The sequence below is a fragment of the Scytonema hofmannii PCC 7110 genome (assembly GCF_000346485.2).
Taxonomy (GTDB): domain Bacteria; phylum Cyanobacteriota; class Cyanobacteriia; order Cyanobacteriales; family Nostocaceae; genus Scytonema; species Scytonema hofmannii.
Genome location: NZ_KQ976354.1, coordinates 9,872,771 through 9,894,075, shown reverse-complemented (window position 1 = coordinate 9,894,075; position 21,305 = coordinate 9,872,771). Strand labels below are relative to the sequence as shown.

At 42.6% G+C, this 21,305-nt stretch carries 19 protein-coding genes; 7 read left to right on the top strand and 12 right to left on the bottom strand.

Translation table 11 applies throughout. The features are described from left to right. Positions 1–336 precede the first annotated feature (336 nt). On the top strand, positions 337–1,179 hold the full coding sequence (gene tatC, locus WA1_RS41740; protein ID WP_017742990.1) for a twin-arginine translocase subunit TatC: 843 nt from the start codon (positions 337–339) through the stop codon (positions 1,177–1,179). Positions 1,180–1,388: 209 nt separating this feature from the next. Here tatC and WA1_RS41735 read toward each other — a convergent pair whose 3' ends face one another. Beyond that, positions 1,389–1,697, bottom strand: coding sequence for a DUF3067 family protein (locus WA1_RS41735; RefSeq protein ID WP_017742989.1), 309 nt, complete (start codon positions 1,695–1,697; stop codon positions 1,389–1,391). A gap of 224 nt (positions 1,698–1,921) precedes the next feature. On the opposite strand from WA1_RS41735, the gene petC reads away from it, so the two are divergent. From petC to WA1_RS41720, 3 genes are all read left to right on the top strand, one after another. Beyond that, entirely contained in the window at positions 1,922–2,461 is a 540-nt protein-coding gene (petC, locus tag WA1_RS41730) for a cytochrome b6-f complex iron-sulfur subunit (protein ID WP_017742988.1), read from the top strand. A gap of 117 nt (positions 2,462–2,578) precedes the next feature. Beyond that, positions 2,579–3,580 carry a cytochrome f gene (petA, locus tag WA1_RS41725; protein ID WP_017742987.1) on the top strand — a complete coding sequence of 334 codons (1,002 nt, stop codon included), beginning with the start codon at positions 2,579–2,581 and terminating at the stop codon, positions 3,578–3,580. Between the two features lie 356 nt (positions 3,581–3,936). Next, positions 3,937–4,257: an AbrB/MazE/SpoVT family DNA-binding domain-containing protein gene (locus tag WA1_RS41720; protein WP_017742985.1), complete on the top strand. Its 321-nt coding sequence runs from the start codon at positions 3,937–3,939 to the stop codon at positions 4,255–4,257. Positions 4,258–4,762: 505 nt separating this feature from the next. On the opposite strand, the gene WA1_RS41715 is transcribed toward WA1_RS41720, so the two are convergent. Continuing rightward, positions 4,763–5,737, bottom strand: coding sequence for a hypothetical protein (locus tag WA1_RS41715; RefSeq protein ID WP_017742984.1), 975 nt, complete (start codon positions 5,735–5,737; stop codon positions 4,763–4,765). 66 nt (positions 5,738–5,803) lie between these two features. Between WA1_RS41715 and WA1_RS60805 the strand changes: the two genes are divergently transcribed. From WA1_RS60805 to WA1_RS41700, 3 genes are all read left to right on the top strand, one after another. Beyond that, on the top strand, positions 5,804–6,889 hold the full coding sequence (locus WA1_RS60805; protein ID WP_017742983.1) for a hypothetical protein: 1,086 nt from the start codon (positions 5,804–5,806) through the stop codon (positions 6,887–6,889). A 290-nt stretch (positions 6,890–7,179) separates the two neighbouring features. Continuing rightward, positions 7,180–9,012 carry a HEAT repeat domain-containing protein gene (locus WA1_RS41705; protein WP_017742982.1) on the top strand — a complete coding sequence of 611 codons (1,833 nt, stop codon included), beginning with the start codon at positions 7,180–7,182 and terminating at the stop codon, positions 9,010–9,012. A gap of 77 nt (positions 9,013–9,089) precedes the next feature. Then, the gene (locus tag WA1_RS41700; protein WP_017742981.1) at positions 9,090–9,818 is read left to right on the top strand and encodes a Uma2 family endonuclease; all 729 of its coding nucleotides are present in this window, start codon (positions 9,090–9,092) and stop codon (positions 9,816–9,818) included. A 165-nt stretch (positions 9,819–9,983) separates the two neighbouring features. Here the strand turns inward: WA1_RS41700 and WA1_RS41695 are convergent, their stop codons facing one another. The 10 genes from WA1_RS41695 to grpE form a co-directional block, all read right to left on the bottom strand. After that, a complete protein-coding gene (locus WA1_RS41695; protein ID WP_017742980.1) occupies positions 9,984–11,576 on the bottom strand; it encodes a glycoside hydrolase family 57 protein in 1,593 nt (530 codons plus the stop codon). A gap of 192 nt (positions 11,577–11,768) precedes the next feature. Beyond that, on the bottom strand, positions 11,769–12,338 hold the full coding sequence (locus WA1_RS41690; protein WP_017742979.1) for a Uma2 family endonuclease: 570 nt from the start codon (positions 12,336–12,338) through the stop codon (positions 11,769–11,771). A 52-nt stretch (positions 12,339–12,390) separates the two neighbouring features. After that, entirely contained in the window at positions 12,391–13,089 is a 699-nt protein-coding gene (locus WA1_RS41685; protein WP_017742978.1) for a Uma2 family endonuclease, read from the bottom strand. Positions 13,090–13,206: 117 nt separating this feature from the next. Continuing rightward, entirely contained in the window at positions 13,207–13,947 is a 741-nt protein-coding gene (locus WA1_RS41680) for a Uma2 family endonuclease (RefSeq protein ID WP_066613213.1), read from the bottom strand. A gap of 117 nt (positions 13,948–14,064) precedes the next feature. Further along, positions 14,065–14,847: a Uma2 family endonuclease gene (locus WA1_RS41675; RefSeq protein WP_066613210.1), complete on the bottom strand. Its 783-nt coding sequence runs from the start codon at positions 14,845–14,847 to the stop codon at positions 14,065–14,067. A 215-nt stretch (positions 14,848–15,062) separates the two neighbouring features. After that, entirely contained in the window at positions 15,063–16,175 is a 1,113-nt protein-coding gene (gene rsgA / locus WA1_RS41670) for a small ribosomal subunit biogenesis GTPase RsgA (protein ID WP_017742975.1), read from the bottom strand. Then, the gene (locus tag WA1_RS41665; RefSeq protein ID WP_017742974.1) at positions 16,172–16,429 is read right to left on the bottom strand and encodes a sulfurtransferase TusA family protein; all 258 of its coding nucleotides are present in this window, start codon (positions 16,427–16,429) and stop codon (positions 16,172–16,174) included. The genes rsgA and WA1_RS41665 overlap by 4 nt, the downstream gene beginning before the upstream one ends. Continuing rightward, entirely contained in the window at positions 16,426–17,562 is a 1,137-nt protein-coding gene (gene dnaJ / locus WA1_RS41660) for a molecular chaperone DnaJ (RefSeq protein ID WP_017742973.1), read from the bottom strand. The genes WA1_RS41665 and dnaJ overlap by 4 nt, the downstream gene beginning before the upstream one ends. Positions 17,563–18,146: 584 nt before the next feature. Further along, a complete protein-coding gene (gene dnaK, locus WA1_RS41655) occupies positions 18,147–20,108 on the bottom strand; it encodes a molecular chaperone DnaK (RefSeq protein WP_017742972.1) in 1,962 nt (653 codons plus the stop codon). A gap of 205 nt (positions 20,109–20,313) precedes the next feature. Next, entirely contained in the window at positions 20,314–21,066 is a 753-nt protein-coding gene (gene grpE / locus WA1_RS41650; RefSeq protein ID WP_017742971.1) for a nucleotide exchange factor GrpE, read from the bottom strand. Positions 21,067–21,305: the final 239 nt, after the last annotated feature.

Genomic DNA, 21,305 nt, shown 5'->3' with positions numbered 1-21,305 from the left:
GAAATCAATCCTACACAAATTGTTTTACTCATACAAGCCTCAGCTAGAAATATTTAATTACGTTAAAGTAGATGCAATGTTTCATAAAATTTGGGTTAAGGCAGTTTTTGTCGCTTTCTAAATGAATTAAGTCAATAAACTTAAGAAGTCTTGACTTAATTTTAAACACTTAGTTCCACTTTTTAAAGGTGCTACAGTCTTGCAGACTACCCCATATTAATCATTCAAACAAAATTCCCAAGCAACCGGAAAAAGACAGCAAAGGTAACAAAAAACCCTCGTTAGCGCCTTCCCCAGATACAATAGTTAACAGGTAATGCCCTAAATTGTTGATTCATGACGCCTTCTCAAGATGTAGAAACCCAACAGCAGTTCGATGAACCCTGGGACTCAGACCAGGAAACTGCTTCCACTTCCCCCCGTGTTAACCTCCAACAAGACGATGGCAATTCCGATCTCGATCCTCTTGATGATTTGCCCGGAGAGGTTGAGATGTCTCTGTTCGATCACTTGGAGGAGTTGCGACAGCGCATTTTTTACTCTCTAGCAGTCGTAGCCGTCAGTGCTGTTGGTTGCTTTATTGCAGTTAAACCCATTGTTCGGTTACTAGAAGTCCCAGCACAAGGAGTAAAATTTCTCCAACTTGCGCCAGGAGAATATTTCTTTGTCTCTGTAAAAGTCGCAGGTTATACAGGGCTGGTAATTGCCAGTCCCTTTGTGCTCTACCAAATTATCCAATTTGTTCTTCCAGGGCTGACACGTCGCGAACGACGGTTGCTAGCACCTGTTGTTCTTGGTTCAAGTGTTCTTTTTGCAGGAGGGTTAGTATTTGCTTATTTCTTGCTGATACCAGCTGCCTTAAAATTCTTTATCAGTTATGGTGCAGATGTTGTAGAACAACTGTGGTCGATTGATAAATATTTTGAATTTATCTTGTTGCTGTTATTTAGTACTGGATTGGCATTTCAAATTCCCGTCATTCAAGTACTGCTTGGTAATTTGGGAATTGTTTCTTCTCAACGAATGCTTTCCGGTTGGCGTTATGTTATTTTAGGAGCGGTAATTTTAGGAGCTATTCTAACACCTTCCACAGACCCTTTAACTCAAAGTCTTCTAGCAGGAGCCGTTTTGGGGCTTTACTTTGGTGGTATAGGTTTAGTTAAGCTAACCGGAAAATGACTTGAAAAAGGGAGTAGGGAGTAGGGAGTAGGGAGTAGGGAGTAGGGACAAGAAAAATTTTCATTTGTTTTGGTGTACGAAAGTACATGACTGCTAGTGAATACTTCATAGTTCTGTTAATAGAAATTACATACTAAGATTTTGAAAAAGTAGACATTCGTGTTGGCAAAATATTACTTGGTCACTGGTCACTGGTCACTGGTCACTGGTTATAAAAGCCATTCTGTAGCACGCTCACCCAAATCCAAAGGAATGCTGACAGCTTTGCCGAGTCGGGGACGCTCTCGTGTTTCTCGAATAAACATTTGTACCTGTATAGCTCCACCCAAGCTATCTAAATAGCTAGCAACGCTCTCTAGATGCTCCTCGTACTCGGCTTCACTCAGAGGAAAAGAAGCTTGCTCTAAGTATTTCCACATAATTTGGAGGAAAATTTTACCTTGTGTCCGACGTAACTGGACATCATAGGAATGTCCCCACTTTTCAAGAAACAGTTGACGTAATTCAAGTCCAGTCATAGTTTTTCTCAAATATTTTTACATTTAGTTATGATGTTAAGTTCCATTACTCAAGTATGATAGGACTATAAAGAAATGTAATGCTACTAAGAAAGATGCTGAGAACATCTTTAAGTGAAGCAAATTTCAGCATCATTATGGGCATTAAATCCTTACTCGATTGGGTTACCTTTTGAGTAAAAACGTCACATTTGTTAACAAAATACACAAAGAACGCGTAGGTTATGGCTCAATTTTCTGAATCAGTGGACGTTCCCGATATGGGGCGTCGTCAATTCATGAATCTTTTGACTTTTGGAACTGTAACCGGAGTCGCTTTGGGAGTCTTGTATCCCGTTGTCAAGTATTTTATTCCCCCAGCAACTGGTGGTACAGGTGGTGGTACAACCGCGAAAGACGAGCTGGGGAACAATGTCAGCGTGAACAAGTTTTTGGACAGCCATAATGTAGGCGATCGCGTTCTGGTTCAGGGACTAAAAGGAGATCCCACCTATATTGTGGTAGACAGCAAAGAGGCGATAGGCGACTACGGTATTAACGCCGTATGTACTCACCTGGGCTGTGTTGTTCCTTGGAATACAGCAGAAAACAAGTTTAAGTGTCCCTGTCACGGTTCCCAGTATGACGCCACTGGTAAGGTAGTGCGCGGTCCCGCTCCACTATCATTAGCTCTCAGTCATACAAAAGTGGAAGAGGACAACATTGTTCTAACTTCTTGGACTGAAACAGACTTCCGCACCGGTGAAGACCCCTGGTGGGCATAATAATTTTAGATTTTAGATTGACGATTTTGGATTCAATTTAAAGCAATCCAAAATTCAAAATCCAAAATCCAAAATTCTCTTTAACTTTTAATCGTCCTCTTTGTTGTCCTTATAGAGATGAGAAATGCTTGTACAGCAGCGAGTTTGACTCGCAGTGCTAGAGTAATTGTAAAAACATTGCTGGTCGCGATCGCAACAGTGACATTGTTCTTCACGAGCGATTTAGCCCTTCCTCAAGCCGCTTCAGCATATCCTTTCTGGGCGCAGCAAACCTACCCCGAAACTCCTCGCGAACCAACAGGGCGGATTGTATGTGCTAACTGTCACCTAGCGGCGAAGCCAGCAGAAGTAGAAGTTCCCCAATCTATTCTGCCTGACACGGTATTTAAAGCCGTGGTGAAAATTCCCTACGATACAAGCGTGCAACAGGTGGGTGCTGACGGTTCCAAAACTGGCTTAAACGTTGGTGCTGTGCTGATGCTTCCAGAAGGCTTTAAGATTGCGCCTGAAGATCGCATTCCTGAAGAGTGGAAGGAAGAAATCGGCGACGTTTATTTCCAACCGTATAAAGAAGACTCAGAAAACGTTGTTATTGTTGGACCCTTACCGGGCGAACAGTATCAAGAAGTTGTTTTCCCCGTTCTTTCTCCTAACCCTGCAACAGATAAGAACGTACAGTTTGGTAAGTACGCCGTTCACCTAGGTGCTAACCGAGGACGCGGACAAGTTTACCCAACTGGAGAAAAGAGCAACAACGCTGTTTACACCGCCTCTGCGACTGGTACAGTTAGCAAAATTGCCAGAGTAGAAGATGAAGACGGTAACACGAAATTTGAAGTTAGCATCCAAAGTGAATCTGGGGAAACAGTGGTAGATAAAGTTCCCCTCGGACCCGAATTGATTGTTTCTGAAGGACAAGCAGTGACATCTGGTGATGCTTTGACAAATAATCCCAACGTTGGTGGATTTGGTCAAGATGACGCCGAAATCGTCCTGCAAGATGCTACAAGAGTTCAGTGGATGATTGCTTTCATCGCACTTGTCATGTTGGCTCAAGCTATGCTTGTTCTTAAGAAGAAGCAGGTTGAAAAAGTCCAAGCTGCTGAAATGAACTTCTAAATTTTGCAAATTAAATAATGAATTGTGAGACAGGTTTTTGCCTGTCTTTTTTTGAACAAAAAATAGTAATTAGCCCTCTTTGTCACTCTAGAGAAATAACAATAATTGTAGGTTGGGTTGAACGAAGTGAAACCCAACAAAGACAAGATATTTGAGTGTTAAGTTTCTAAATTCATAAAAGTCATTAAAAATCAGAGTTTTAAATTTTCATCTGGACTATACTCTTGTGGTACAAGCGTCCTCGCCCGTACATTAATATAAAAATTTATACTGACTTTAAAAGTTCGCGAACTTATATGCAAAATGTTATAACTATTCTTATAATGGAAAATAAAATCGATTAGAAATTAATTTGGATGGCTCATAAGAAAATTTATTCTATAGCTCATGCCAAAATAGGTTTTCAAGATGGTTTTCACTTACTGAGAGCTTTTTTAAAAGACTATTCCCATTTAGTAAATAGTTCAGGTTATATTGAAGTTTTGTCAGAAGATATGTTTCTAATGCGAGTCGAGACAGATAGTGATGACAATTTGGAAGAATCTGATGCTCTCATGATGAGTCTTTTTCTTGATTTTTTGATGAAGGATGCTATGAAAAATCCATCTAAACTTGTTCCTTATACAAAAGAAATGAGCGATGAAATAGATGAGCTACTTGCTGATGTATTGTTATAGACCCTTTTTGGCCCTAACGATTAGAAATCGTGGCTATACAAACGAAGTCCGCCTACGCGGACTAAATTATAAGGGGTATTTAGCTCCAGTTTTGCTATGAGTTTATTTGTAATGGATAGGCAATTTTTTCTACCTATTTTTTAATTACTCCTCTCCCGCTTGAAGAATATTTATTTAAATGAACCGCAAAGGCGCGTTCGCGTAGCGTGCCGACGAAGGAAGCATAGTACACGAAGAAAGAAAGAAGAAGAGAGGTCATGTTATGGCGGTTCGGAAGTAATATCTTAATCAGTCCTTCGGGTGGTCTTAAATCAGTGAAGATACAATCTCTTACTATCTTTAGCTGTACCTTAATTTCTTCTATAGAAATCATAAATGATTTATGAAAAAAGCTCAGTACTGTAGGTAGGGCTATGCCGCACACATAAAGCTTGTGTGCAGTATAGCTCTACCTACGTATATTTCAGAAATCAAATAGGAGTCCTATACGTCCTCTGCCTTCGTTTTAACTAAGAACTTCTTCAATCTCTGAAACGCTTCTCTCAAGTTCTTGGCATTTTTGATAAATCCAAGCCTTTTCTATCTCACGTTGTTCTAAAGTCTCTTGATGTACTTTTTCCTGCTGTTCTATCAAATGTTCGTAAAGTGTTATTGCTTGTGCAACGACTCGATTTGCTGATTCTACTCGGCTATTAAATACTACATGAAGGATTTCTTCTAGCTTATCAATAATTTTATCGATTGACTCATCCTTTGTAAACTTGTCCAATCCTATTTCTAAAACTTTTTGTTTGACTTGCTCGTGTAATCCATCAACGTCTAACATTCCCAATCCAAATGAACTAGCAATTGCAGTTGCTACAGCAGTGACAATCACCGCAATTAATCCTACTCCTGTAAAGACGATTAATCCGGCTGCTAAAGCACCACCTATTCCAAGCCCACCGCCAATTCCTCCCAAGCCCATAAAATCATCGGTTATACCGTCAATTGAAATTTTAAGTTGCTCGCTAAAATTAGTTTGGATTTGCTGCTCCAAATTACTAAATTTAGCTTGAATAGCATCCAACTCATAATCAACATTTGTATTTAAAGTTTCTAAATTTTCTTTTAAGATAATATCTTGAAGTTGTTCGTTACCCCACTTATCTAATTCTCTCGATAAATCTCTAACAAACTGATTGATATAATCTTGAATAAGCTTATTTTGGTTCCATACAGGGCTATGTTCAGAATACCAACGTTGGCTGTTGTCAACCATGCGATCGCCTAATTCTTCACACCATTCACCTAAAGATTCAGCAGCTTGTTCAAACGCCTGCTCTCTCATTTGATTTGCCAGTATACGAATTCTGACATCACGTCCACTGGCTTCTCCAATTTGTTCTAGTATTTTTAGCTTTTCTGCTTCAGAAATTTTGACCTTACCATTCAAAGTATCCTCAGCTTGATGCAGTCCATCTACAGACTTTTGAATCAACCACTGAACCTCAGTAGCAAGTCGCTTGGTTTTTAAGCTTCTCAGTTTTTAACTGCTGGCGCTCAGATGTATCAAATGCATAAAGGATTTACTACAGTGCTTGATGGCTTGCAAACTATTCAGACAAGCTTGGGAGTACTACAAGCAACTACAGCCTTGATTGGTGTTGGAACAGTAGCGACTGTTGCATTGACAGCAGTAAATTTACATCAAACACTGAAATTGAGACAAGAAGTGCAGCAATTGAGGCTAGAAGTTAAAAACGGATTCATTGACTTGAAGCAAGCCTTGAGAGACCAAGGAGCCGAAATTAGGCAAATCATTGAGCAAATTGCCCAAGATATCAAGTTTGAACAACATCGGATAGTATTGGTACGAGCGTATGGGCTGTTTATTCAAGCAATGAACCGCTTTCGATCTGCGATACAATTACAAGACATTAGCCAAAGAAATGCTGAAATCAATGGCGTTAGAGGAATGTTATTTGAGGTTTTAGCTGATTACAACAATCCTCACTTATTGGAAGAACTTTGTGCTCCCGGACAACTTCGCCGCATGGAATGTGGTTGGACTATCGAACAAGCAATTATTGCTACTTATCAAGTACAGAATGAGATTTCAGTAGTCAGCGATCGCCTCGGAGATCTACGTCATAAAATTTGTGAAGATGCTTGCATGGTGGTTGAGTGTTGTGAATCACATGATGAACTTGATTTTCTATTTCCTGAAATTACCCGCATTCAAAACCATGACTTAGTTATCTTGGAATCATGGCAAAGTCATATTGACTGGATACGAACACTCCCACCATTAGAATTAAAACTTTTGAGTAGTGCGGATTTTGATAATTCAGATATGAGTCCTCTTTCAGATACCAACCTAAGCAAAACTATATTAGAAATACCCTCCGAACAAATTTTATATGAAAGTTTAGCAGAAAAGTCCCATTTTTATTCTTTGCGCGACCAACTCCTATTTATGTTTGAACCTGAGTTACGCCGAGAATATGAGTTTTATATTGATAGGCAATCTGTAATGACTGGTTATAAAACATTAGTTACATCTAATTTAAAGCAAGCATCAGATATAGCGATCGCTAATCTTTATTACTATTTTAAAGTTAGAGATGAATCAGAAGATACGACTGATTAAGCGATACCATAGAAACTAATCCATGATGAGAGGAACAACCAATACCTATTTTCATTCGCGCTATCGAGACCGTTAAAACATCCTCTTAATCCAATACTACAAGGTCTCTCGAATTTTTGTGGGTTGGGCTTTCCCCTTAGAGAAACTCAACAAATGCCTGTAAATGTCGGGTTTCGTTCCTCAACCCAACCTACGTATTTTTAAATTTTTACGCAAAACCTACGCAGTATTGCCTCTTAATATAGCTTTTTCCTGGCAAAATATTAGCAACACAATACATACAGCCAGCAATGGAAGCATATATTCAAAAGCTTAAGAATCCTGAAGAACAAGAAGCTGCTATAGAAGAGATTATTCGATGTCGAGCATCAGCAGTTTCTCCTCTGATTGCTGCCCTGAAGAACAATAATACGAATATTCGTAGGGGTGCTGCTAATGCTTTAGCAAGAATCCATCTACAATTTCCAGAAATTGTTGCAGCACTGATTGTCACCCTCAAAGATAACGATAAGTGGGTTCGCACCAACGCTGTTTGGGGTTTGGGAAGTATGGATTTTGCTAGTCAAGAAGTTGTACCTGCGCTAATTGCAGTGCTTCAGGACGAAGATAGAGATGTTCGAGCAATTGCTGTTGAAGCGCTAGGTAATTTTAATTCCGAAGCGGATGCAGTCGTCCCGATACTAATGACTGCTTTGAACGACAGCGACAATAAAATTCGGATCAAAGCTGTTCAAGCTTTAGGTAATATGGGCATAAAAGCCGCATCTGTCGTTCCTGCCTTGATTGCAGCTCTTAACGATGAAGATGAAGGGGTTTGCTGTAGCAGTGCTTATTCCTTAGGTTTAATAGGTACAGAAGCATCATCTGCTGTACCCGCGTTGATGCTAGCCTTTGGCAATAATAACATAAATCTTCGCCGTGCTGCGGCTGATGCTTTAGGGAGAATTGGTTCAAGTGCTGTACCTGCTCTCATCCAAGCGCTAGAAGACCAAGATAGCAATCTCAAGAGCCGTGCTGCTCATATCTTAGCTTGTATGCGTCCGGAGCCTTATGCATCTTGGCGACCTTTTATTGAATCGTGTAACATAATTGATGCTGTTGCTGCTGTACCTGCTCTCATTGCAGCCTTGACAGACTTTGAAGAGAATGTTCGCCGCCCATCTGCTATGGCATTAGGAAGAATTGGTTCAAAAGCACTAGCTGCAGTCCCCTCCCTAATTGCAGCTCTTGCAGACAAAGAAGAGAATGTTCGCAATGCTGTTGCCTTTTCTTTAGCACAAATCGGCTCGGATGCAGTCCCTAACCTAGTTGATGCTCTCAACAACAACGAAGACTTGGCAATTCGTAGAGGTACTATTTGGGCATTGGGTTATATGCAAACAAATGCCAAAGCTGCTGTGCCTGACTTAATCGTAGCCCTTAAAGATCGGGAGTGGCAAGTTCGCTATGGTGCAGCTTATGCTTTGGGATTCATCAAGGAAACTCAAGCTATTCAACCGCTGATTGCTGCTCTTCAAGATGAGGTTGACTTAGTTCGCGCTTCTGCTGCTGATGCTTTGGCAAATTTTGGTAATGCCCAAGCAGCAATTCCGGCTCTGACTTCTGCTCTTAAAGATGTGGATGGGGATGTTCGATACAAGGCTGCATCAGCGTTAATCAGTATAGGTTCACCCGTTCAAGACACAATTCCTATCCTGATTGCAACTCTTCAGGATCGGGAAAGTTTCTATCGCTCATCTGCTGCTAATGCTCTAGCACAACTCGGTTCACAAGCCAAAGTTGCTATACCAGCCCTAATTGACGCTTTAAAGGAAGAAGATGAAGAGGTTCGTAGCTTTGCAGCTCGTGCTCTACAGAAAATAGGACCTGATGCTAAAGTTGCTATACCCGCCCTCATTTCAGCTTTGAAAGACCAAGATGATAATGTTCGATCGAGTGTTGCTTATGCTTTAGACTTCATAGCTCAAAGTTTACAACAGCATTTATGCACCATCAATCTACCAGACTTGCAGGCGGCATTAGTAGCTCTTGAAGAAGCAGAACTTCAGGAAACAACCTTTACGTTTGAGCAAAATATTCAATCTCTACGTCAGGCGATCGCGACACTCAAAGCTGTGCAATAGGTGTTTCTATAAATGAATATTATGGAAATATCTAAAAATAAATTTATTCAAAACATCAAACATTGGAGGAATGACAAATGGTAGTCTCTGTTGAATACATCCCGATGACTCCAATTGAATATCCAGATGAGGACGGAAAGCCGATGGCTGAGAGCGACCAAACACGTGAATATCTTTTATACTCAGTAAAAGTACTGGGAACTTATTTCCAAAACCGTCCTGATGTTTATGTTTCTGGCAATTTATTTATTTACTACGAACAAGGAGTTCCGGAATCAGTTGTCGCACCCGATGTCTTTGTGATTTTTGGTGTAGAAAATCGTCAACGCCGCAGTTACAAAACTTGGGAAGAAAATGGGAAAATGCCCGATTTTGTGCTAGAAATTACCTCAAAAACCACTCGTAGCAAAGACCAAGGTGCAAAAAAAGGAATTTACGCCTTTTTAGGAGTACGGGAATATTATCAATATGACCCTACAGGGGATTATCTCAACCCTCCACTTCAGGGTTTACGGCTAGTAGATGGCAATTATCTCCCAGTTGTCACCACTACCTTAGCAGATGGTACAGTATCGTTATCAAGTGAAGTCTTAGGTTTAGAGTTGCGACTCAAAGAAGGCGAAATGCGCTTTTACGATCCAGCAAAAAGTCAAACACTTTTAAGTTTTGAAGAACAAGCCTCTGCACAACAAGCAGCTGAACAAGCACAACAAGCAGCTGAACAAGCACAACAAGCAGCTGAACAAAAAGCACAGCGCTTAGCCGCTAAACTCCGCGAATTAAACATTGACCCCGACAGTATCTAATTATCACTTGAGAACATTATCCCTCGCCTTGCTTAGCGAGGGATTTTTGTTTTGCAGAGTGCGGAAGCCCGTACCTTGCTTATCGGGCAACGCGTCTTTAGCTAATGGGCGTTGTTCACCTTACTCCTTATACATTGGTGGGCTTTAGCCCACCCTACTTTCAGACTATGACAAAGGACGGTAAACGCGGTAGTTGATACTGGGGAAAATATTATCCATCAACTCAACTTTTTCCAACCAACCGCTGTCAACTTTGCCGATTTTAACGTCTTCGTAAAGCTTGTTAAAACGCATGAGGTGCGATCGCGTCCGTCGTACTGCATAGGGTACCATTGTTCCCGTCCGCATAATAAACGCCCAGTCTGAGGATTGTGCCAATAGCAGTTCTCGTGCAGCTTGATTTAACGCTCTCCATTCCAACTCATCTTCTGGTTCCCGATATGATATTTCAATCATCCGTTCAGCAGCTTTGTGCAAATGGGGGTAAATCCAAGTATTCGTCTCATTCAACCAATACTCGTGGAATCCTTTGTAACCCCAACTGGACTGAGAGGGACGGCAAACTTGCTGGGTAGGATGTGCCTTTAAATAATCCGCTAAGTGAGTCATTGCGTAAGTCTGTTGGTCAAACCAGGACTTACGGAAGAGGTAATCAATAAACCAGGGTCCTTCATACCACCAATGCCCAAATAATTCTGCATCGTAGGGAGAAACAATAACTGGAGGGCGCTGCATTATACCATAGAGATGAGCTGCTTGTTGCTCTCGATTGTACATAAAATTAGCAGCGTGTTCTGCAGCTTTTTCCCTTGCCCAGTATGGATCGTAGAGAGCTTTATCTCCCAGTCCTAAACCGCGACCAGTAATTTTATGATATTTAATACCCGTATTTTTACGCTGACCGTTAGGCATAATGAAAGGTTTGATATACTCATATTCTGCCTCCCAACCCAAGTCTTTGTAAAACTCGCGATATTCTGCTGCACCAGGATAACCCACTTCAGAAGACCAAACTTGTTGAGAAGACTCATGGTCTCGACCAAAAGCAGCAACACCAGTTTCTGTAAAAATTGGGGCATAAGTACCAAATCGAGGGCGAGGACGGGCATAAAGAATGCCATGTCCATCAGTGAGGAAGTAGCGCAACCCTGAATCGGCTAACATCCGATCTACACCTTCATAATAAGCGCACTCTGGTAACCAAATACCTTTAGGGGGGCGTCCAAAATTTTCCTCGTAGTGTTCGCAAGCTACCTTAATTTGCGCCCACACAGCTTGCGGGTACATTTTCATCAGTGGTAGGTAGCCGTGAGTTGCACCACAGGTAATAATTTCTAAGTTATTTGTATCTTGGAACTGCTTAAAAGCTGTTACCAAGTCCCCCTTATAGCGTTCCCAAACTTCTCGTGTCGCCTTAAATTCACTGGCATAATGTTCGCCTAAATAACGAATATGACCGTTATGTGCATTATGTTCGATTTCTAGTTCTATAAGTTCTTCTAGTTTAGCTAAGTGGTCGTCGTACCGTTCTTGGAGTAGAGGATCGCGTAGCATTGACACAAGCGGTGGTGTCATGCTCATCGTGATTTTAAAGTCAACGCCATCTCGCTTTAAGCCTTCAAATACTCTCAGCAAGGGTACATAAGTTTCCGTAATGGCTTCATAGAGCCATTCTTCTTCCAACACATAGTCACTTTCTGGGTGACGAACGAAGGGCAGATGTGCATGAAGTACGAGCGCAACGTAGCCGATAGCCATAATAATAGTTCCGAGGTGGTACGTGTAGATTGAAGGTTGGCGATTTGGAAGATTTAAGAGTATTTTAAGACTTTCTGGGGATCGTATCCGTTTTTCCTGTGACAGCGACCAGTGAACAGTGACCAGTGAACAGTGACCAGTGACCAGTGACCAGTGACCAGTTAATTCTTATACTTCAAAATAGTTATATAATTAAGCAAAAAAGCGCTGAACTTGAGCGCTAAAACCGGGCAATAGTGGAGAAGTAATTTCGTCATTTGGTAGCAAAGTTGCTATCAGTCTCAGTTGAGCCGCGTCTCTACGGTATATCTCTATCTGTTGTAACCGCCAATCTGCAATCCAATATTCCTGCACTCCTTTTAACGAGTACAGCTTTAATTTAGCTTCTCGATCTCTACGCTCATTCGTAACTCCCGGTGAAAGAACCTCTACAATCAATTCTGGTGCTCCAGTCAAATGCCCCTCTTCATCCAGTAATTGGGATAAGCGCTCATTGGAGATCCAAACCACGTCGGGAATAACGTTATCAGCATCTGTAAAAATTACGCCGGGAGTTTGGCGAGTTTCGCCCAATCCACTAGTTCGAGACCAAATTTGTAACTCCAGGTAAATGTTACCTGCCGCTCCTTGATGCTGCCAGTGAGGTGCTCTAGTCACAAATAATTCTCCATCAATAATTTCATAGCGCTTCCACTCATCAACCGCTAATAATTCTAAATCAGATGTTGTCCAGCGTATTTTATCAGTGATTATTTGGCTCATAGTTGCTCCACTCTGCCACGTGTAGTTTGGGCTAGCTAGGAAAAATCATATTTTACATAAGTTCATCTGGGTCAATTCCTGCAGCTCGCAATCGTTCTGCTAATCTTTCAGCTTTTTGCCGTTCCTGCTCTAGTTGTTGATTTGCTTCCTCTTCTGGTAGAAGTACTAGCTGTCCATCCGGTGTCCAAAAGCGCAATTTCCGCTCAACCACTCCCAAATACAGCCCTAACTGCTGACTCCACAACCAACCTTCTGGAGTCGGTATCAGCTCGTGATACTCCCCATCTAGTATGTGAAATCCCTGAAATTCCAGACTCACTGGGTCAAACCAGAAGTAATCAGGAGTCCGAAATGTGTTTTGGTATATTTGCTTTTTCAAACCTCGATCGACAGATGCAGTTGAATCTGATAATAGCTCGATGATGATGTTGGGATATTTACCGTCTTCTTGCCACACCACCCAACTTTTGCGGTCTTTCTTTTCTGTGTCTAAAACCACCAAAAAATCCGGTCCTCTAAAATCTTCCGACTTTTTTTGATTTGGACTGAAATATACAGTCAGGTTACCTGTGGCATAAAAATCCTGACGTTCTCGCCAATGCCACTTTATCAGGCGGACAAGCAATTCAATTTGTTCGCGGTGCAGATCGCTTTCCAAGGGAGGTTCGTCACTATAAAGGTCACCAGGTGGAAAAATTATACCTTGAGTAACGTCTTGTACGGTAGAGGTGGTGGCAAGAGTCTGAGACATAGGAAAAGGTTCTGGTTGCGTCTAAGTCTATGCTATCGTGGTTCACCTGCTTGTCGGTTGTGTCACACGACAACTGCACCAAATGCGAGAGTGTTCAAGAGTCATAAAGAACGCGTTTTACACCAGTTCATTTGGGTCAATTCCTGCGGCTCGCAACCGTTCTGCTAATTTTTCAGCTTTTTGCCGTTCCTGCTCCAGTTGTTGGTTTGTCTGTTGTAATTGTTGGTTTGTCTGTTGTAATTGTTGATTTGCTTCCTCTTCTGGTAAAAGTACTAGCTGTCCATCCGGCGTAAAAAAGCGCAATTTCCGCTCAACCACTCCCAAATACAGCCCTAACTGCTGGCTCCACAACCAACCCTCTGGAGTCGGTATCAGCTCGTGATACTCTCCATCTAGGATGTGAAATCCCTGAAATTCCAGACTCACTGGGTCAAACCAGAAGTAATCAGGAGTCCGAAATGTGTTTTGGTAGATTTGCTTTTTCAGACCGCGATCGACAGATGCAGTTGAATCTGATAATAGCTCTACGATGATGTTGGGATATTTACCGTCTTCTTGCCACACCACCCAACTTTTGCGATCTTTCTTTTCTGTATCTAAAACCACCAAAAAATCCGGTCCTCTAAAATCTTCCGACTTTTTTTGATTGGGGCTGAAGTATACGGTCAGGTTACCTGTGGCATAAAAATCCTGACGTTCTCGCCAATGCCACTTTATCAGGCGGACAAGCAATTCAATTTGTTCGCGGTGCAGATCGCTTTCCAAGGGAGGTTCGTCACTATAAAGGTCACCAGGTGGAAAAATTATACCTTGAGTAACGTCTTGTACGGTAGAGGTGGTGGCAAGAGTCTGAGACATAGGAAAAGGTTCTGGTTGCGTCTAAGTCTATGCTATCGTGGTTCACCTGCTTGTCGGTTGTGTCACACGACAACTGCACCAAATGCGAGAGTGTTCAAGAGTCATAAAGAACGCGTTTTACACCAGTTCATTTGGGTCAATTCCTGCGGCTCGCAACCGTTCTGCTAATTTTTCAGCTTTTTGCCGTTCCTGCTCCAGTTGTTGGTTTGTCTGTTGTAATTGTTGGTTTGTCTGTTGTAATTGTTGGTTTGTCTGTTGTAATTGTTGGTTTGTCTGTTGTAATTGTTGATTTGCTTCCTCTTCTGGTAAAAGTACTAGCTGTCCATCCGGCGTAAAAAAGCGCAATTTCCGCTCAACCACTCCCAAATACAGCCCTAACTGCTGGCTCCACAACCAACCCTCTGGAGTCGGTATCAGCTCGTGATACTCTCCATCTAGGATGTGAAATCCCTGAAATTCCAGACTCACTGGGTCAAACCAGAAGTAATCAGGAGTCCGAAATGTGTTTTGGTAGATTTGCTTTTTCAGACCGCGATCGACAGATGCAGTTGAATCTGATAATAGCTCTACGATGATGTTGGGATATTTACCGTCTTCTTGCCACACCACCCAACTTTTGCGATCTTTCTTTTCTGTATCTAAAACCACCAAAAAATCCGGTCCTCTAAAATCTTCCGACTTTTTTTGATTGGGGCTGAAGTATACGGTCAGGTTACCTGTGGCATAAAAATCCTGACGTTCTCGCCAATGCCACTTTATCAGGCGGACAAGCAATTCAATTTGTTCGCGGTGCAGATCGCTTTCCAAGGGAGGTTCGTCACTATAAAGGTCACCAGGTGGAAAAATTATACCTTGAGTAACGTCTTGTACGGTAGAGGTGGTGGCAAGAATTTGAGACATAGGAAAAGGTTCTGGTTGCGTCTAAGTCTATGCTATCGTGGTTCACCTGCTTGTCGGTTGTGTCACACGACAACTGCACCAAATGCGAGAGTTTTCAAGAGTCATAAAGAATGCTTTTGTAAAGCCGCTTGCTGCAGGCGCGATAAGCTGGGTACAGCTTGCGCTTCGCGATCGCTTAGCTGCAAAAGTCGATTTACCGAACAACCGAAGATTCCTTACTCGTCAGTTTCTTGATACAACTGCTGCAACTCCTGCAATTGAGTTTTCCGAGAAATGCGACGGTACTTTTTAGATTCTAGCTTTGGCTCGTACTTAGTCTGCCCCTTTCCTTTAGTTTTCATTTTTACAGTGGATTCGGGGTCTGCTTGTTGATGGAGATGTGTTTGGCGCTCAATGACTTCTTCTAAAAAATCCAAGTAGTGCTGGTATCTTTCCCAATCTCCACGCACAACGCATTCCGGTTCGTCCTTATGCAAGCAATCACTAAAACGGCAACTCTCTACCGCTAGTCTCTGCCTTGCTTCTGGGAATAAAGTTGCTAATTCTTCAGGGGAAATATCAAGATCGGGTTGATTAAAACCTGGAGTATCCGCAAGCAAACCACCACCAGGCAATTCAAATAATTCTACATGACGGGTGGTATGGCGACCTCTTGCCAGTTTACCGGAAATTTCGCCTACTCGTAAATTGGCGTTGGGAATTAATGCGTTGATCAGGCTGGACTTTCCAACGCCTGATGGTCCGGCTATAACGGTAATTTTTTCTTGAAGACTAGTCGCTATCTGGTTAAGATTTATACTTTTATTTACACTAACAAAGAGTGGTTCGTAGCCCCAACTGGCTAAGCGATCGCTAATTTCTCTTTGCTGTTTACTGGAAATCAAATCGCTCTTATTTAAGCATAAAACCACATCTAAACCTGTGGACTCAGCTTTTAGCAAAAAACGGCTTAGTTGGTAAGGTTCTAAAGGCGGATCTGCTACGGCAAAGACTAACAAAATTCGATCCACATTCGCGATCGCCGGACGGTCTAATTCACTTCTACGGGGTAAAACTTCTGATATTGCGCCTCTACCACCCGCCCAGTCTGGTTCTTCAACCACCACGCGATCTCCCACCGTCACCTGCTGCCCGATTTTCTTTAAACGGGTTCTGCGGGTGCAGAGGAGGAGTGAGGGAGTGAGGGAGTGAGGGAGTGAGGGAGTGAGGGAAATTGTCTCCTTGTCTTCCTCGTCCCTCAAATCTAACTGCACGCGATAAAAATTAGCCTGTACGGCTAAAACCGTACCCAATAACTGCCCAGTGGGTTCTAGGTCTTCCCCTCTCATGAGACAGCTACGGGACGGCGGACTAATAAAGAATAGTAACCATTACAGTTTTCAATTTGCTCTACTTGAAAGCCTGCCATAGTCAAGCTATCAGGAACTTGCTCAATTGGTTCTCCTGGGTCTAACCAGACCTCAAGCAAATGACCGGGCTGCATTTGCTCCAGACGGAGTTTTGTCCTTACAAAATTTATCGGGCAAGGAGTGCCGCGTAAGTCCAATTGAGCATCAGGCGTTGAGAGGGAAGGTAGATTCATCGTTGGTGGAAAAAGTTTCCCAAAAATCCTTCTAGACCGCCTTTACCAGTGCGATCTCCTTTTATTTTAGCTAGCTTCTCCAACAGTTCTCGTTCTTCAGGCGTAATTTTTGTCGGGATATCAATCGACACTGTAATCATGTGGTCACCACGACTTACGGGATTACCCAAGCGAGGTACGCCATGATTTTCCAATTTCATCACCGTATTTGGCTGGGTTCCAGGTGGAATCAGCAATTCCACTGGTCCATCTACCGTGTTCACTTCTAAACGGCAGCCTAGAATTGCTTGTAGGTAGCTAACTTTGATTTCTGAGAGAACGTTAATCCCATCCCGATGGAATTCCTCATCCTCATTCACAAACAAATAAACGTATAAATCACCAGGAGGACCGCTACGCTGACCGGCATCGCCTTCTGCGGAGATCCGCAATCTCGTGCCATTGTCTACGCCTGCAGGGATAGTAATTTTCAGCTTTTTGGTAACCTGTTTTGCGCCCTTACCCTCACAAGCGTCACATTTGTCTTCTATGACCATTCCCGTACCATTACAGGTGGGACATGTGGAAACTTGGGTAAAACTGCCAAAGGGTGTTCTGGTCACGCGTCGGACTTGACCTGTTCCACCACAAGTTGAACAAGTACGCGGACGGGTTCCCGGTTTAGCACCAGAACCAGTACAAACTTCACAAGTTTCTAGATGAGAAATGCGAATTTCTTTCTCACCACCAAAAACCGCTTCTCTGAAGTCTAACTTTAGGTCTAACCGCAGGTCATCGCCTCGCACGGGTCCGCCGCGACGCCTTTGCGTTGTACCCCCCATACCACCACCAGCAAAGCCACTGAAAATACTTTCAAAGATATCGGCAAAACCGCCCATATCACCCATATCTTGGAAGCCTACGCCAGCTCCACCATTTACAGCAGCTTCACCAAAGCGGTCATAACGAGCACGGGTTTCCGGCTCGGATAGTACTTCATATGCGCGGTTAATTTCTTTAAATTGTTCCTCTGCACCCGGTTCTTTGTTCACATCTGGGTGATACTTCCGGGCTAAACGGCGGTAAGCGCGTTTGATTTCTTCTTTGTCGGCGTCACGAGAGACACCTAAAATTTCATAATAGTCGCGAGCCATATAGCAAAGGTGAAAGTTAAAAGGTAGAAAGCAGCTAGGCAACAAAGAACTTTGAGCAGCTTTAGCTGAAGTGCAGAGCACTTCGGGCTTTGCGATAAGCAAGCTTAACGGAGTACAGCCGTATCGCTCAAAAGTTCAAGTAGGCAGAAGGCAAGGGTTAAAACTTCTTAATATTTGATTTTACCTTTTACCTTTTACAAAAATCACCATAACAATTTTTCAATTGGCTTGTGCCGATAAGCTACTAGGTTATATCGATTTTAGATTTTAGATTTTAGATTTGGGATTGAAAAGCTTCGTATTTGAACTATTTCAACCCTGTCAATCAGTACTGCTTATCCTAATTTAGTATAACTCAGTACTTAAAGACTACAGTAGATGTCATCAACATAGCAGACAGTAAAAGCGATAACCTAAAGCTGCCTCCTTTACCATTGTGCTACGTAATTGACAAAAACTCTGCCTATTTTACAGAGGAGCTAGCCGCACTAAAAAGTGTGGAAAACCGTATTTGGCAATTGCTAATGGCTAATGGCTAATGGTTCATGGCAATTAGCTATCAGCAATTAGCCATTAGCAGCCTTCTAGTCTATCGCTTCATAATCAGCCTGCATAGTATTTTCGTCTTCAAAATCAAAATTAAATTGTGGTGTTGCTGTTCCACTCACCGACGCAACAGGTTCTTCTAACTTCAATGACGCAACGGATTCTTCGGGGGCATCATCGCTTGGAGTCCCAGCACGATTGTATACTTCAGCCCCAATGTTAAACAAAGTTTGTTGGAAGTCTTCCAAGCACTCTTTGAATTCTGCTATTGAGATGGTGTCGTCAGACGCTAATGCTTTTAGGCGAATCAATTTTTCATCAGCCAAGGCTTTTATTTGGTCGCTCACAACCATGCCATTGCTCTTAATGGTCGATTCGTAGCTGTATAACAAATTATCTGCTTGGTTTCTCAGTTCAACCAACTGCATGCGTCTTTTGTCTTCTTCAGCAAACATTTCCGCTTGTTGCCGCATTCTTTCGACTTCGTTGGCACTCAAGCCACCCGTGTTGGTAATCCGAACACTTTGTTCTCGACCTGTACCTTTATCCTGTGCCAAAACTTTGAGGATACCATTGACATCAATTTCAAAGGAAACCTCTATTTGGGGTACGCCACGGGGTGCGGGTGGAATTCCTGTAAGGAGGAATTTCCCTAAACTCTTGTTATCCCGTGCCATTGCGCGTTCACCTTGAAGGACGTGAATTTCTACAGAGGTTTGTCCATCCACTGCTGTAGAAAATATCTGAGACTTGCTAGTGGGAATTGTGGTGTTGCGTTCTATAATTTTTGTAAACACTTCTCCTAAAGTTTCAATTCCTAGCGACAGGGGTGTCACGTCCAGTAAGAGGAGATTGTCAACTTCGCCACCCAAGACTCCTGCTTGGATAGCAGCACCAAGTGCGACTGCTTCATCGGGGTTAATGGAGCGATCGGGAGTTTTGCCGTTAAAAAATTTCATGAGGGCGTTTTGAACCGCAGGAATGCGCGTGGAACCACCCACTAAAATAATCCGGTCAATGTCTTGAGGTTTGAGTTCAGCATCTTTGAGCGCCTGAAGCATTGGTTCAATAGTAGCTTCAATCAGATTTGTTGCCATCTCTTCAAATTTAGCGCGGCTGAGTTCCATTTCCAAATGCTTGGGACCCGTTTCGTTAGAAGTAATAAACGGCAAATTAATGGACGTGGAACCCATACTCGAAAGTTCAATCTTTGCCTTTTCAGCCGCTTCTCGCAGGCGTTGCAAAGCCATTTTATCCTGAGTCAGATCGGTTTTTTCCTTCTGCTTGAAGCGTTCTACCATCCAGCGCACTATGCAGTTGTCAAAATCGTCTCCGCCTAAATGGTTGTTGCCACAAGTAGCTTTCACTTCAAAAACTCCATCCCCAAGTTGTAGAATGGATACGTCGAAGGTTCCGCCTCCCAAGTCAAACACGAGAATCAGCTGTTCTTGGTCTTGCTTGTCCAACCCAAAGGCTAAAGCAGCAGCCGTTGGCTCGTTGATAATCCGCAAGACTTCGAGTCCGGCGATAGTACCCGCGTCTTTTGTCGCTTGTCTTTGAGCATCTGTGAAATACGCTGGTACTGTAATCACTACCTGGGTCACCGATTCACCCAAAAAGTTTTCTGCATCTTGCTTGAGCTTTTGCAAGATCATGGCAGAAATTTCTTGGGGCGTGTAATTGCGTCCGCGAATTTGAACATCTACAGTCTCGTCTCTACCTTTGACACAGTTATAAGGGACGCGATCGCGTTCTGTAACTGTATCCTCCCAACGACGCCCAATAAAACGCTTAATACTAAAAATTGTATTCTCAGCATTTGTTACAGCTTGACGCTTTGCCAATTGACCAACCAAGCGATCGCCACCTTTTCCAAATCCCACGATACTGGGAGTTGTTCGTCCACCTTCTGAATTAGAAATAACAATCGGCTGACCACCTTCTAGAACCGCGACACAACTATTGGTAGTGCCTAAGTCGATCCCAATAACTTTGCTCATAAATATCGGTATTTTTACGCAGTATTTATTTCCCTGGGTTTAAGCGGCAATTCCCGGTGTTAGCTATGGATATGCTCCCACCGGTTAAAGCTGATGAACTTCGGGATTGATATGTACGCGGATTACTTTGTTTGCGGTCATTAGTCATTAGTCATTAAATTTAGAACAAAGGACAAATGACCAATGACAAAGGACAAATAGCTTTTCAACTATTTGCAGAACTTGAGCGATCGTCCTCAGAAGAAGGTGCATCTTCCTTTGGAGCAGCCACCTTCACCATGGCATGACGCAGCACTCGTTCGCCCAAGTAATATCCGCGCACTAACTCTTCTAACACTGTTCCTTCAGGATATTCATCCGTAGGTTCCCGCAATACTGCTTCATGTAAGTTGGGATCGAATGGTTGACCATCGGGGCGCATCGGGGAAACTCCCAGGCGTTTGAGACAATCTACTAAGAGCTTGTAAACACCTTGATAGCTCTTATGAATGGTCATCTCACCATCATTTTGGGGTTTAATTTGCGCCCGCGCCCGTTCAAAATTATCAACAACTGGGAGTAATTCAGTAATTGTATTCCGCTTGAGCTGCTGTTCTAAGTCTTCTTTCTCTTTTTGATTGCGCTTGCGATAGTTTTCAAAATCAGCAGCAATCCTCATATACTGGGTGCTACGCTCTTCTAGCTGCACTTTAAGAGATTCAATTTGTTGAGTCAGTTCAGTTTCTTTCGCGTTGGATCGATCGGTCGTAGCGTCAGCAGTCGCAGCCACATTGCTGTCTTGATTGGCAGCAGTTGTTTCCAAGACGGTCTCAGTTTGAGTTTCTGACTGCTGATTAACCTCGTTCCCGGTTTCGTTGGCATTGATTTGAACTGTAGAGTCGGTCATTGTTTGCTGTTCCTCAGTTAATTCACCTGATTGCTGATTTGTATTGTTCTGCTGTTGATTTTCGTCTACCATTGTGTACTTTTTCCAGAGGCGATATTTTACGGTTATCGCTACATCCCAGTGACCAGTGACCAGTGACCAGTGACCAATAACCAGTAACCAGTCATCGTAACACTTAACAAGTTACGGAAATTTTCAGCGATCGGTCATCAGTAATCAGTAATTATTGACCAGTTACGTATATTTTAAAAGTCCCAAAATTCATATATGGTAAACAAGAAATTGAGTCATGATTTAAATTCGTTACTTTT